Origin of the sequence: Vibrio sp. 10N.222.55.B11 (assembly GCF_041473705.1) — a bacterium.
Taxonomy (GTDB): domain Bacteria; phylum Pseudomonadota; class Gammaproteobacteria; order Enterobacterales; family Vibrionaceae; genus Vibrio; species Vibrio crassostreae_C.
Genome location: NZ_JBFRST010000004.1, coordinates 205,299 through 219,351 on the forward strand (window position 1 = coordinate 205,299; position 14,053 = coordinate 219,351).

At 45.4% G+C, this 14,053-nt stretch carries 14 protein-coding genes; 5 read left to right on the forward strand and 9 right to left on the reverse strand.

Going from position 1 to position 14,053, the window contains the following annotated elements:
- Positions 1-18: 18 nt before the first annotated feature.
- Genes minC through minE form a run of 3 tightly spaced genes read left to right on the forward strand, consistent with a single transcriptional unit; the run spans position 19 to position 1,785 of the window.
- Positions 19-681 carry a septum site-determining protein MinC gene (gene minC, locus AB4503_RS02060; protein ID WP_017063419.1) on the forward strand — a complete coding sequence of 221 codons (663 nt, stop codon included), beginning with the start codon at positions 19-21 and terminating at the stop codon, positions 679-681.
- A 21-nt stretch (positions 682-702) separates the two neighbouring features.
- Positions 703-1,515 (forward strand): septum site-determining protein MinD, encoded by an 813-nt coding sequence (gene minD, locus AB4503_RS02065; protein ID WP_009848498.1) that lies wholly within the window; start codon positions 703-705, stop codon positions 1,513-1,515.
- Positions 1,516-1,521: 6 nt separating this feature from the next.
- On the forward strand, positions 1,522-1,785 hold the full coding sequence (gene minE / locus AB4503_RS02070; protein WP_010436847.1) for a cell division topological specificity factor MinE: 264 nt from the start codon (positions 1,522-1,524) through the stop codon (positions 1,783-1,785).
- A gap of 129 nt (positions 1,786-1,914) precedes the next feature.
- Here the strand turns inward: minE and rnd are convergent, their stop codons facing one another.
- The 8 genes from rnd to AB4503_RS02110 form a co-directional block, all read right to left on the reverse strand.
- Entirely contained in the window at positions 1,915-3,033 is a 1,119-nt protein-coding gene (gene rnd, locus AB4503_RS02075; protein ID WP_372113502.1) for a ribonuclease D, read from the reverse strand.
- Positions 3,034-3,176: 143 nt separating this feature from the next.
- A complete protein-coding gene (gene fadD / locus AB4503_RS02080; RefSeq protein ID WP_017062375.1) occupies positions 3,177-4,871 on the reverse strand; it encodes a long-chain-fatty-acid--CoA ligase FadD in 1,695 nt (564 codons plus the stop codon).
- Between the two features lie 106 nt (positions 4,872-4,977).
- Positions 4,978-5,829, reverse strand: coding sequence for an alpha/beta fold hydrolase (locus tag AB4503_RS02085; RefSeq protein WP_065583833.1), 852 nt, complete (start codon positions 5,827-5,829; stop codon positions 4,978-4,980).
- Positions 5,830-5,878: 49 nt separating this feature from the next.
- Positions 5,879-6,439, reverse strand: coding sequence for a Slp family lipoprotein (locus tag AB4503_RS02090; protein WP_017062377.1), 561 nt, complete (start codon positions 6,437-6,439; stop codon positions 5,879-5,881).
- A gap of 35 nt (positions 6,440-6,474) precedes the next feature.
- Positions 6,475-6,780 (reverse strand): chromosome partitioning protein ParA, encoded by a 306-nt coding sequence (locus tag AB4503_RS02095; RefSeq protein WP_372113503.1) that lies wholly within the window; start codon positions 6,778-6,780, stop codon positions 6,475-6,477.
- 72 nt (positions 6,781-6,852) lie between these two features.
- A complete protein-coding gene (gene tsaB, locus AB4503_RS02100) occupies positions 6,853-7,554 on the reverse strand; it encodes a tRNA (adenosine(37)-N6)-threonylcarbamoyltransferase complex dimerization subunit type 1 TsaB (protein ID WP_017062379.1) in 702 nt (233 codons plus the stop codon).
- A gap of 59 nt (positions 7,555-7,613) precedes the next feature.
- Positions 7,614-9,542 (reverse strand): ATP-dependent DNA helicase, encoded by a 1,929-nt coding sequence (locus AB4503_RS02105; protein WP_372113504.1) that lies wholly within the window; start codon positions 9,540-9,542, stop codon positions 7,614-7,616.
- Between the two features lie 160 nt (positions 9,543-9,702).
- Positions 9,703-9,903 (reverse strand): hypothetical protein, encoded by a 201-nt coding sequence (locus AB4503_RS02110; protein WP_372113506.1) that lies wholly within the window; start codon positions 9,901-9,903, stop codon positions 9,703-9,705.
- A gap of 301 nt (positions 9,904-10,204) precedes the next feature.
- On the opposite strand from AB4503_RS02110, the gene purU reads away from it, so the two are divergent.
- Positions 10,205-11,038, forward strand: a complete 834-nt coding sequence (gene purU / locus AB4503_RS02115) for a formyltetrahydrofolate deformylase (RefSeq protein ID WP_029235356.1) — start codon at positions 10,205-10,207, stop codon at positions 11,036-11,038.
- A gap of 315 nt (positions 11,039-11,353) precedes the next feature.
- Here purU and AB4503_RS02120 read toward each other — a convergent pair whose 3' ends face one another.
- Complete coding sequence (locus tag AB4503_RS02120) at positions 11,354-11,950, reverse strand: VOC family protein (RefSeq protein ID WP_017070298.1); 597 nt, start codon at positions 11,948-11,950, stop codon at positions 11,354-11,356.
- 347 nt (positions 11,951-12,297) lie between these two features.
- Between AB4503_RS02120 and argS the strand changes: the two genes are divergently transcribed.
- Positions 12,298-14,031: an arginine--tRNA ligase gene (gene argS, locus AB4503_RS02125; RefSeq protein WP_017070297.1), complete on the forward strand. Its 1,734-nt coding sequence runs from the start codon at positions 12,298-12,300 to the stop codon at positions 14,029-14,031.
- The last annotated feature ends 22 nt before the right edge of the window (positions 14,032-14,053 follow it).

Here is a 14,053-nt window from a genome sequence, read left to right on the forward strand (position 1 = left end):
AGGTCCTGTAGTTTTTCGATGTCTAGTAACCCAGATCTAAAAGGTAGCAGCTTTACGCTATCTGTTTTGCACTTATCCGATGATCAAGTCGAAAATGCAGTCTCTTTTCTTCAAGAGAAAGTAGACCAAGCACCTACGTTTTTCGCTGCCGCACCTGTTGTTATCAACATCAGTAAAGTCGCGGGCGATATCGATTTTGTGCAACTTAAAAATGGTATATCTCAAGCGGGCATGATCCCGGTTGGTGTGGCAGGCTGTTCTGATAAGCGAATGCAAAACCTCGCTAAAGAAGCCGGTTTTGCAGTGATGACGGCAAGCAAGTCGCCATCTCAAGCTCCAGCGAAAATGGCACCAATCAAAGTGATTAGAACCCCTATTCGTTCTGGTCAGCAGGTTTATGCGAAAGATGGCGATCTATTGATACTCAGCCATGTGAGTGCAGGCGCGGAAGTGATTGCCGATGGCAGCATCCATATTCATGGCACTTTACGCGGCCGTGCGATTGCAGGTGCAAGTGGTCAAACTGAAGCAAAAATAATTTGTAATGACTTACAAGCCGAGCTGGTTTCCATTGCTGGAAATTACTGGCTCAGCGATCAAATTGAAAGCGAGTACTGGCAGAAGAAAACCATGTTCAGTATGGCAAACGATGTATTACACGTTGATGTCCTCGCAATATAAGAGAAATAAAAGGAAAACAGAATGGCACGCATTATCGTTGTAACGTCAGGTAAAGGCGGGGTAGGCAAAACGACCTCCAGTGCAGCTATTGCCTCGGGTCTGGCTTTAAAAGGAAAGAAAACCGCAGTTATCGACTTTGATATCGGTCTGCGTAACCTAGATTTAATCATGGGTTGTGAGCGTCGTGTTGTGTACGACTTCGTTAATGTTATCAATGGTGAAGCGACGCTGAACCAAGCGATGATCAAAGACAAGCGCACAGAGAACCTGTTCATTCTTCCTGCTTCTCAAACTCGTGATAAAGACGCACTAACAAAAGATGGTGTTCGTCGTGTATTTGATGAACTGGATGAAATGGGCTTTGATTTCATCATCTGTGATTCTCCTGCGGGTATCGAACAAGGCGCTCTTATGGCGTTGTACTTCGCTGATGAAGCGATTGTAACCACCAACCCAGAAGTCTCTTCAGTACGCGATTCAGACCGTATTCTAGGTATTCTTGACTCTAAATCTCGTCGTTCTGAAGACGGCTTAGAGCCAGTGAAAACACACCTTCTATTGACTCGCTACAACCCAGCACGTGTAACTCAAGGTGAGATGCTCAGTGTTGAAGACGTTGAAGAAATCCTGCACATCTCTCTACTGGGTGTAATTCCAGAGAGCCAAGCGGTACTGAACGCATCGAACAAGGGTGTTCCAGTTATCTTTGACGAAGCAACCGACGCAGGTATGGCTTACAATGATACTGTAGAGCGACTACTGGGTAGCCAAGTTGACTTCCGCTTCTTAACGGAACAGAAGAAAGGCATCTTCAAACGACTGTTCGGGGGCTAATGCACAATGTCATTATTAGAGTTTTTTAGACCACAGAAAAAGACAACCGCAAACCTAGCCAAAGAACGTTTGCAGATCATTGTTGCCGAACGACGCAGCCATGACGACCCAGCGCCGTCTTACCTGCCGCAACTAAAAGAAGACATCTTGAAGTGTATTGCCAAGTACGTTGAGGTCGATCCATCAATGGTTGATCTGACTTTTGAACACAAAGATGACGACATCTCAGTGTTAGAGTTGAATGTTAAGCTTCCAGAAGAAGATCGATAATCTTTCTGAACAAGATTGGCAGGTAATACACTTGCTTGTATTGATTGAATAAAAAAGAGAGCCTAGGCTCTCTTTTTTGTATGTGCAGTTTATAACTGTAACTAAGTTAGGCTTTAAAGCAGCAAGCGGTTATTTGATCGCTTTACTCAGCTTTTCGCCAACCACATCTAAACGCCAGCCTTGCATAACATCAGGCAGCTTTTCTGGGTTACGATCGTGCTTCCACACCCAGCTTAACATTTGGTTAAGTTGCTTCTTCGATGCCAAGAATTCCGTCGCCAAACCACTGTGTTGTGATGCTGTTTTCACTTCATCTTTCAGCACTTTGAAGAGTTGCTTGTAGCCAGGGAAGTCCATTAGACGTTCTACTGGTGCTGGGTACTCTTCTTCTGGTGTATGTTCCGCTAACTTTACGATTGAGCTGATCTTCGCACCATGGCGACGCACAGAGCGGTAATCAAAACCCTCTTGCTCCATGTGCTTGGGATCTTTCATCGCAAAACGCGCCACAGCCCATAGGTCTTGTTCTTTGAAGACAAAGTTCAGCGCTAAATCGCGCTTGATTGCTTCTTTTAGACGCCAAGTTGCTAGAGGTCGTAAGATCGCTAATTGCTTAGGTTTAAGCTGCCACGCCCCTTTAATATCAAGGTAGGCTGTATCTGGGTTTACTTTACGAATGCGCTTGGCAACTTGTAAATCAGACTCTTGCTGAGCCGCTTCCCACCAGCCAGCTTCCATCACTTTTTCTAGAAGCTTGTTGTACATTGGCATTAGGTAATGCACGTCTGCTGCTGCGTAGTCCAATTGTTTTTGAGAAAGCGGACGCGCTAGCCAGTCTGTGCGAGATTCACTCTTATCGAGATCGACACCGACAAACTCTGAAACCAGAGCAGCAAAGCCCGTTGATAAACCATGACCTAAGAAAGCCGCCATGATCTGTGTATCAACCATTGGTATTGGTGTACAGCCAAATGCGTTCTGGAACACTTCCAAATCTTCACCGCACGCGTGCAGCACTTTCAATACTGATGCGTCTTTCAACAAGGTAACGAACGGTGTCATGTCATCAAGAGCAATAGGGTCAATCAGTGACAGCGTTTCACCATCAAATAACTGAATCAAGCCTAATTGAGGGTAATAGGTTCTAGTACGAACGAACTCCGTATCAAGCATAACGACATCGGCTTCACGTGCTTGTTGGCAAACTCGCTCAAGGTCTTTCAATTGGGTAATGATTTGATAATCCACAAAAACTCTCACAGGTTTCTATTTGATCGCCGGATACAAAAATGCCGACATTAACTGTCGGCATTCTAACACCATTTTTCAGCGCTCGCTTAGATTAAGCGCCTCAATGGTTTTGGTGCAGTACTTTCGCGCAAACGGGCTAATTATTCGCTAGCGCGTTTCGCAAGTTCTGCATCGTTTTCTTCACGCAGTACGCGGCGTAAGATCTTACCTACGTTAGTCTTTGGAAGATCATCTCTGAACTCGACTAATTTAGGGATTTTGTAACCCGTTAAGTGCTCACGACAGTGCGCGATAATGTCTTCTTTGGTCAGGCTAGGGTCACGCTTCACAACGTAGATCTTAACCAATTCACCAGACACTTCATGAGGTTGACCGATAGCTGCTACTTCAAGCACTTTACCATGCAGAGCCACAACGTCTTCAATCTCGTTCGGGTAGACGTTGAAGCCTGATACAAGAATCATGTCCTTCTTACGGTCAACGATGTACAACAAGCCTTCGTCATCAAACTTAACGATGTCACCTGTCGATAACCAACCGTCTTGATCGATCACTTCTTTGGTCGCTTCAGGGCGCTGCCAGTAACCTTGCATCACTTGAGGGCCACGAACTTGTAGCTCGCCTACTTGGTCATTAGCAATAACCTTACCTTCATCATCAACAATACGAACTTCTGTCGATGGTACTGGTAGGCCGATAGCACCTGTGTAGTCTTTCAGGTCGTATGGGTTACCCGTTACCAGTGGTGAACACTCAGTTAAGCCATAGCCTTCCAATAGGTGAATGCCTGTCGCTTTCTTCCATTGCTCAGCAACAGCGCGTTGAACCGCCATGCCGCCGCCAACAGATAGGCGTAGGTTACTGAAATCCAACTCGTGGAAATCTTCGTTATTAACTAGCGCATTAAACAAGGTGTTTACGCCGGTAATTGCGGTAAACGGAACCTTTTGCAGCTCTTTAATAAAGCCAGGAATGTCACGAGGGTTAGTAATTAGAAGGTTACGACCACCCATCTCAACAAACAGTAAGCAGTTCACCGTCAGTGCAAATACGTGGTAAAGCGGTAATGCCGTTACAACCAACTCGCGGCCTTCTTGCAGAACAGGACCGTAAGCCCCTTTCGCTTGAAGTACGTTCGCAATCATATTGCGGTGCGTTAGGATTGCGCCCTTCGCTACACCTGTTGTACCACCAGTGTACTGTAGGAACGCGATGTCATCACCCGCCATGAACGGTTTCACATATTGAAGACGACGACCTTTGTGCAGCGCTTTTCTGAATGAGATAGCACCCGGCAGATCATACTTAGGCACCATGCCTTTTACGTATTTCACTACAAAGTCGACAATTGTCCCTTTCGCGCGTGGCAGCATTTGCCCTAGGCTAGTTAGAACAACGTGTTTAACCGGCGTGTTATCAACGACTTTCTCTAGCGTGCTCGCAAAGTTAGATACGATAACAATCGCCTTTGCACCAGAATCGTTCAGTTGATGTTCAAGCTCACGAGGTGTGTACAGTGGGTTGACGTTCACTGCAATCATACCTGCACGCAATACACCAAATAGTGCAATTGGGTATTGCAGTAGGTTTGGCATCATTAGCGCGACGCGATCGCCCTTCTTCAGTTTCAAGTCATTCTGTAGGTAAGCGGCAAAAGCACGGCTGCGCTCTTCAAGCTTACGGAATGTCATAATCGAGCCCATGTTCTCGAATGCAGGTTGGTCCGCGTACTTCTGTACCGACTGTTCAAACATTTCTACAAGAGATGGGTACTGATCTGGGTTGATCGTTTCTGGTACGTCACTTGGATAACGTGAAAGCCAAGGTTTGTCCACTATGTTACTCCTCGTTTATCAGCTGACGACTGCTTCGCCGCTTTTTATCATTGCGGTATTACAGCACAGCTTTAGTGCATGAGCACTAAAAGGCTCAAACACTTGTTTAAATTTTGTTAACTACACCAAGAATTAGCTCTGAAACTAGCTCCGGGCTCTCTAAATGGCAATGATGTCCGCCAGGAACAGTCTCTATATTCAGAGAACTATGGGCTGATTTGTAGCGATTATGCTGCAAATGTCGGAATCCATCATTTCCTAAAACTATTAATTGAGGGCATTCAATAGCCGCCATGATCGCTTCAGCGTGCGCCTGTGACATTCGATATAACGAGTCACATTTTAGGTTAGGGTCGCATCGCCATTGCCAAGAGTTATCTAACTCGACAATTCCTCGCTCGACAATAGGAGCAATTAATTCAGCATTGATTTGATTGGCGTGAGCTCTCAGCTTAATAGCATCCTCAAGGCTTGCCAGAGGACGTGAAGGCTTTCTTCGCTGTCGAAGACGACTGAGTACCCCATCTCTCAAGCGAGAAACCGTTTCTTGGGGAGCTTCTGAAAGAGGTCCGTGACCTTCAATTTGAATTAATCCTGACACCTTTTCAGGAAAGGCGGCACTATAGCAACTTGCTATCAATGCACCAAGTGAATGTCCTACCAGTACCAGTCTGTTTGGCGATAATTTAGTCACCAACTGATGCAAGTCATCTATATAATCATGAAATGGGTAGTAACTTCCCGATTTGTGCGACGAGAAGCCGTGTCCGAAGAGATCGATAGCAACAAGGTGAGCATTGGGCGCAAACTTGGCGACTTGCTGCATAACCTGATTAAAGCTGGACGAATTATCCAACCACCCATGAATAAAAACGACCGTCGTTGCGGTCGTTTGTGGGTTGCCAATCTGTTGTGTTGCAAGCGTCCCGCTCGCGAGGGAGTATGACTTTTCAATCATCAAACATGTAGTTCCATCTGTTTGCGTAATCAACATCGGATAAAGTTAATTACTCTACGTCTTGTATCACTCGACCTTGTCTTGGCATCGTTTGAAAACTGCGGCAATGTAAACTTCTGCACGAGTAGTAGGTTGGTGCAAAATCGTTAACAACAACGCGCTCAGTAATGTTCCACAGGCGTTGGTTGTCTACTTTCATTACAGGGAAGGTGTAAGGGTATTCCCCTATTTTTCCATCTTCACTTCCAATTGACTGACCAACCAAAGTAATCAGACGACCTTCTGCAAAGCTTAGAGGCTCAACGTACCCTTCAATATAACCAACAAAACGTCCGCTTGGCTCTGCGTCTAGATCTGGCTTACCGCTACTCGAAATCGGCATATTAGCGACTTCGATTCGAGTCTTATCTTTCAAGTTGGTCACTTTAGAGATAACGCCACCTAATCGAACACTTTGCGCATCCGGTAGTTGGTCGACCCACTGTTGGTAATCGCTAATTACAGGCTCTGATTTTGCTTCAAGCTCGCTAGGAAGTGATGAACACCCGGCAAGTACCAATACACCAAGAGAAAAGGCTATTAAGCGTAATTTAGAGAGATAATTTGACATGGTTCTGGTCCTTAAACAGGCATTAATAAGAAGCTCTAGATGTAGATATCGACACCGATAAGCTTTGCAAGTTCTTCTTTCTTCGCCTGATTCATTACATCCATATACTCTTCCATAGCCTTACGTCCTCGGCCTTCTGGAAGATCATACTGGATTTGAGCCTTGTGTAGTTCAGACTCTTTAACTTGACGAATAGAGTGAGAAACAGCATTAGCGACCTTAGTCGGTTGCCCAACCGCAGTGCTAGCATCAGATTTTTTTGCCTGCCCCTTCTTTTTAATTCGATTCGGCTTAGACGTGCTGCCTATCGAAGAAGGAGGTAAGTTGTTAATTGATACCATGACTAAATATCTGCCCTCTCAAATCTAAATAATACGCATTTAGACCTAATTTGCATCAGAACCTTGTAAAAATTATTCGCGACCTGGCAGTTTCTTCCAAGTCACTTTGTCACGAAGATAAACTGGCTCAGATTCTTCTGCTGCAACCGCTTTACCTTCTGCGTAAGCAAATTGAGCAAGGAACGCCATATCTTGAGCTTCTGGGAATAGCACTTCACACGCTTTGGTGTTGATCGCAAGTGTATCCATATGCTCGGCATAAGCTTCCCAGCCGGTACCGACTTTCGCCCATATTTCAGAATCTGCTTCTAACTGCGCAGCCAGTTCACTTGGTGGCGTTACACATTCGGCATCAACCGCAGTCCAACGACCATCTTGTTCGCGGCTGTAACGAGCCCAGTACACTTCGCTCATACGCGCATCAATCGCTGTTGCTACATGAGTTTCACCAAATTTACGGTAGCTGCCTTGCGCCATCGCTGCCAGTGTAGAGACACCAATCATTGGTAAATCCGCACCAAAAGCCAAGCCCTGAGCAATACCAATACCAATACGCACACCCGTGAAACTGCCTGGGCCTTGGCCAAACGCGATAGCATCGATATCGGTTAAAGCGACATTCGCTTCTTTCAGTACTTCATCCACCATAGGTAGAATTTTCTTCGTATGGTCTCGAGGAGCCTCTTCGCTACGTGCGAACACCTGGTCACCAATTACTAATGCAACTGAACAGTTTTCGGTTGCGGTATCTACTGCAAGAATTTTCGCGCTCATTTGTGTCTCAAATATTCGTTATCTAATCTAAAAATAATGGCTAAACTCAACAATGCCAATTACTCAGCAGCGGTTGAATGGTCTTTAGCTAAGAATTCTTTAATGACCCCTAAGTCACGTGTACGAGGGATAGGCGGTAAACTCGCCAAAAATATGCCACCGTAATCGCGAGTCACCAATCGGTTATCGCAAATAATCAAAGCACCATTATCGCGCTTGTCACGTATCAATCGGCCGACACCTTGTTTCAAGGTAATCACAGCGTCTGGCAACTGTACTTGTGCAAAAGGATCACCCCCTTTTAGCTTACAGTCCTCGATTCGAGCCTTAAGTAAAGGGTCATCAGGGGCTGTAAAGGGCAATTTATCGATGATAACACAGCTTAATGCGTCGCCCCTAACATCTATCCCCTCCCAGAAAGCACCTGTAGCCACCAGCAATGCGTTACCTAATTCCATGAATTCGGCTAAGGTTTTTTGCTTACTTGTCTCACCTTGCAATAGAACGGGAACCGAGAGGGTTTCACGGAATCGCTCCCCCAACTCTTTCATCATGCTGTGTGAAGTACACAAGAAGAAACAGCGGCCTTGGTTTTGCTCAATCACAGGAGTCAGCATTCTTACTAGCTTATCCGCGAGACCGGGGCTATTCGGTTCTGGAAGATAACGAGGCACACACAAGCGCGCTTGATTCGGATAATCAAACGGGCTCGGCAGTGAAAACTGTGCCGACGGTTTTAACCCTAATCGAGAAGTAAAGTGTTCGAAATCATCCGACACCGCCAAGGTTGCTGAGGTAAACACCCATGCGCCCGGCTTCAGCTCAATCTGTTCGTGGAATTTATCGGCGACAGAAAGCGGTGTGATATGCAGAGCAAAGTGGCGCGGTGTAGTGTCATACCAATACGAATAGCCAGTGATCGACACATCGCACACACGTTCGATACGCGACTTAATCATGGTTGCACGCTCAAAAGCCGTGTCTAACAGCTGGCTTCGCCCAAGTGCTAACTTCAATACATCAACAGCAAGTTGCAGAGCATCTTGCAAACGAACTAACTCGCGTGCAATCGACTCGGATTTCAAAGCTTCGCGCCAGTTACCACGAAAGCCGGTATCACCAAGCACAATACGCAGATCGGCTGACGATTGAACGAGCCTATCCCCTACTTTCTGTAGCTGACGCATGTCTTTGGCTTCAGTTCGGTAAGCAATTTCAATGTCTTTGGCTAACTCTTGGATCTGTCGACTGGAAACCGATTGTCCGAAGTACTGGCTGGCGATGTCAGGAAGTTGATGTGCTTCATCGAAAATAAACACGTCAGCTTCAGGTATCAATTCGCCAAATCCGGTTTCTTTGATCGCCAAATCAGCTAGGAAAAGGTGGTGGTTTACGACCACCACATCGGAATCCATCGCTTTTTTACGCGCTTTAAGCACAAAGCAATCGGTATAGCTTGGGCACTCTTTACCCAAGCAATTATCATTGGTCGAGGTAATGGTTGGAATAACCGGGCTGTCTTCAGCGATATCATCACAATCGCCTAAATCACCCGTTTGAGTGGATGACGACCAACTACGAACTTTGACTAACTGAGCCAGCAGCGTTGGATCGGTATGAGCACCATGACTCTCGATCATTTGGCGGCTGAGTCTGTCCAAACACAAATAGTTTGAACGTCCTTTGAGCAACGCAACTTGACCATAAAAGCCAAGCGCATCGACCATCAAGGGTAAATCTCGGTGAAACAGCTGTTCTTGAAGGTTTTTAGACCCCGTACTAATGATGGTTTTCTTGCCACTAAGCAGCGCAGGCACTAGGTAAGCAAACGTCTTACCAGTACCTGTTCCAGCCTCAACAACCAACTGGCTTTGATTTTCAATAGCTTGTGAAACCGCTTCAGCCATGTCTAACTGAGCTTGTCTTGGTTGAAACCCAGGGATAGCTTTGCCCAGAGCGCCATCAGCAGAAAACGTTTTAGATATCATAGAGTACGAAGTTTAGAAAAAGAGAAGGAGAATTATGGCAGGTTTAGTGAGCCGGCGCGAATCAAGAATGACTTCGCACCGGAGGTGTTTGGTTTGGCTTGACGTGGCTTCAGTTACCTTGAAGGTAAGAATTGAAGAAGTAGGAATTAGAGAATCGTTTTTATTTTCGACTGAGATAACGTGATAGCCAAGGAGCATCTTCAAAATGGTTATCACCAGGCTGTATGGCTTTCGCTGCATCGGTTGGTGAGGTCTTACTTTCCCACATTTCATCTAGAACATGACCATCTAATTCGGTACCTCTCGCCAATGAATTCACTCGCTTGCAGTACAGTTTTTTGGCTAGTAACTCTTTATCCATAAGTATCACCTCTATTTTTGGCCAAGGCGTAAATGCCTCGGTTGAAGTTCAAATGCGTACTACGGTCAAAACTTTTAAAAATGAAGCTTCTGCCTGTTTTTCTATCTAAAAACTGATATTTCTATATCAAACAATTTATCAAAGCGATAAATGAGCAGCAGAATTTGTTGAAACCAACTTGATAATAGATTAATTATAACGGTGATATTGCGGCTCAGTTCACCGTTCGACGGCCTGCATTAAATTTGAAGAATCCCGATTTCATATAATAAGTGCAACATTTCATGGAAGTAAGATGCAAATGGAAAGAAAAACTTTACTAACACATTGTACTGATGCCCCAGGCCTCATCTCGAAGATCACCAACATTTGTTACAAACACCAACTCAATATTGTGCACAACAATGAGTTCGTAGATAACACAAGTGGCCACTTCTTTATGCGCACCGAGCTTGAAGGGTATTTCAATGACGAAACCTTACTTGCCGATTTAGATCAAGCCCTGCCACCAAATACGAAACGTAAGCTTGTTGATTCGTCTCGCAAGCGTGTTGTGATACTCGTGACCAAGGAAGCACACTGCCTTGGCGACATTCTAATGAAGAACTTCGATGGCAGCTTAGACGTTGAAATTGCGGCCGTTGTCGGTAACTACGACATTCTACAAAGCCTAACCGAGCGTTTTGACATCCCTTACCACCATGTTTCTCACGAAGGGCTAAACCGTGAAGAACATGAGAAGAAGATGCTAGAAGTGATTGACCAGTACGAGGCGGATTACCTTGTTTTGGCTAAGTACATGCGAGTGCTGACACCAGGTTTTGTTGAAAAATACCACCACAAGATCATCAATATCCACCACAGCTTCTTGCCAGCATTTATTGGCGCGAAGCCATACCAACAAGCGTATGAGCGCGGCGTGAAGATCATTGGCGCAACGGCACACTTTGTGACGAATGATTTGGATGAAGGTCCAATCATCAAGCAAGATGTTATCCCTGTGGATCACAACTTCAGCGCGAAAGACATGGCACAAGCCGGTCGTGACGTAGAGAAGAATGTATTAAGTAAGGCGTTAAACAAGGTGATCAATGATCATGTGTTTGTTTACGGCAACAAGACTGTAATTCTGTAAATCGGATATTCGATTTCCGGTAAGACTTCCAGTTAGAACCCAATAAAAAACGCGCAATAGGGAAAGCCCATCGCGCGTTTTTTGTATCTGATGATCAGACTCGCTTTGAGAGATTTCCGACTACGCTCCTTCGTCGCTATCGGGAATGACGAACTCGGTGATGAACCTTCGAGCTATAGGCTCTAACATACGCTCTCGAACGCTCAGTCTGTCACTATCCAAAGATAGACTCTGGAAAATTTCATCGAACACCCCGTCATTCCGACGAGCCAAGGCGAGATCAGGAATCTCTTTCCTAGCAACTCTCTATTCAAATTAAGCCTGTTCTGATTCCACAATCTTCTTCAAAGAGTGTGGATGCAGCTTGATGCAAATCCCTTGATGTTTAAAAGCCACTGTTGGGTTATTCAAGCGTTCACCCTCGCCTTTCGGGCTAGAGAGTTTGATCTTAACGCCTTGCTCACCCAGCGTTTCAAAGTTAGCAGCGAACTGCGGGTAAGTTTCTTTAAGATCCGCTAGATACTCATCAGCTGTTTGGGCATGAGAAGGAATCACAAACTCTACATGTTCCCAATCTTGGCTTGGGTAAATCTTACCTTCTGCTGGATATGGCAGCTCCAAACATTCAATTTTCCAGCCAAGGCTTTGCAAGGGTTCATCGAAAGCCAACACCACAATTGGACGACCATTAATCATCGCCTCAGAAATCATAGAGCCGTACTCAGACCACGCTTGATGGGCAGATTTCGCTAGCTCAGTGTCATTGATTCGCAGCGCAATATGATCCGCTTGAGCAAAGCTTAAATCCAGACCTAATGTATTTCCTAGGCTCTCGATTTTTGCCATAAAAGTATCAAGGCGGGCGATCATTTGTTGTGGTTCTAGTTCAGCTTGCTTCAGGCTCATCATCATTGTCTGTGTTCTCCAAATAATGGCTGCATGTTATCAGTTTTGCCTTTTGCAACAAGCGTTGCTTTTACAAAAAACACTCAATAACTATGTTCTTTTCGCTCCTTAAACATGCAAACGCGTCTTGCTAAAAGTCGATTGTCAAAAACCACTCAGGAAATGTTAATTTTCTATCAATTCGACCTATAAGAAACCGCACAAAATTGGTATGATTACCGCCATTTCTGTGAACTTAAACAGAGTCTGCTGCTGATTTTGGCATTAAATCGTTAACTAGAAGCATAATTAACCAATTTAATGACCAAGAATTAACGGCCACTCTTATCATCCTTGAATTGAAGGAAACGCGTGTGAATATCCAAGCACTTATTAATGACAAAGTATCTCAGGCTCTAGAAGCCGCTGGCGCACCTGCAGGCTCTCCTGCGGCTGTTCGCCAATCTGCAAAACCACAATTTGGTGACTACCAAGCAAACGGCGTTATGGGCGTTGCTAAGCGACTAGGCACTAATCCTCGAGAGTTTGCTCAAAAAGTATTGGACGTTCTAAACCTAGACGGTATCGCGTCTAAAGTTGAAATCGCAGGTCCGGGTTTCCTAAACATCTTCCTAGATGAAGCTTTCCTAGCCAAACAAGCAGACGCAGCATTGGCTGACTCTCGCCTTGGTGTTGCCGTTGCTGAAACGCAAACTATTGTTGCGGATTACTCTGCGCCAAACGTTGCTAAAGAAATGCACGTTGGTCACCTACGTTCAACTATCATCGGTGATGCAGTAGTTCGTACTCTAGAATTTCTAGGCCACAACGTTATCCGCGCTAACCACATCGGTGACTGGGGTACTCAATTCGGTATGCTTATCGCAAACCTTGAGCGCGTTCAGGCTGAGTCTGGTGAAGTTTCAATGGAACTTGCTGACCTTGAAGGCTTCTACCGTGAATCTAAAAAGCTCTACGATGAAGACGAAGAGTTCGCAGTTAAAGCACGTGGCTACGTTGTTAAACTGCAAAGCGGCGACGAGTTCTGCGCAGAGATGTGGAAGAAGCTTGTTGACGTAACAATGATTCAAAACCAACGCAACTACGATCGTCTAAACGTGTCTCTAACACGTGATGACGTAATGGGCGAAAGCATGTACAACCACATGCTTCCAACTATTGTTGCGGATCTGAAAGAGCAAGGTCTTGCTAAAGAAGATGACGGCGCACAAGTTGTATTCCTAGACGAATACAAAAACAAAGATGGTGACCCAATGGGCGTTATCATCCAGAAACGCGACGGCGGCTTCCTTTACACAACAACCGACATTGCTTGTGCAAAATACCGTTTTGAAGAACTAGGCGCAGACCGCGTTCTTTACTTCATCGACTCACGTCAACACCAGCACCTAATGCAAGCTTGGACTATCGTTCGTAAAGCAGGTTACATCCCAGAATCTGTTTCTCTTGAGCACCACGCATTCGGCATGATGCTAGGTAAAGACGGTAAACCATTCAAGACTCGTGCAGGCGGTACTGTTCGTCTTGCTGATCTTCTTGATGAAGCCGAAGTTCGTGCAGCGCAGCTAATCGAATCTAAGAACCCAGAACTAGCAGAAGACGAGAAGAAAGCGATCGCGAACACTGTTGCTATGGCAGCGGTTAAGTACGCAGACCTTTCTAAGCACCGCACTACTGACTACGTGTTCGATTGGGACAACATGCTTGCATTCGAAGGCAACACAGCACCATACATGCAGTACGCATACACTCGTGTTGCTTCTGTATTTGCTAAAGCTGGCATTTCTATGGACTCGCTTGAAGGTGAAATCAAAATCACTGAAGAGAAAGAGAAAGCGCTTATCGCGAAACTTCTACAGTTTGAAGAAGCAGTACAGTCTGTTGCTCGTGAAGGTCAACCACACATCATGTGTAGCTACCTATTCGAACTAGCTGGTCAATTCTCTAGCTTCTACGAAGCTTGCCCTATCCTAGTTGCTGAAGACAAAGCTGTTAAGCAGAGCCGTCTGAAGCTTGCTGCACTAACAGCGAAGACGATCAAGCAAGGTCTATCGCTTCTAGGTATCGACACTCTAGAGCGCATGTAAGAGATTCGAGATTCGAGATTCG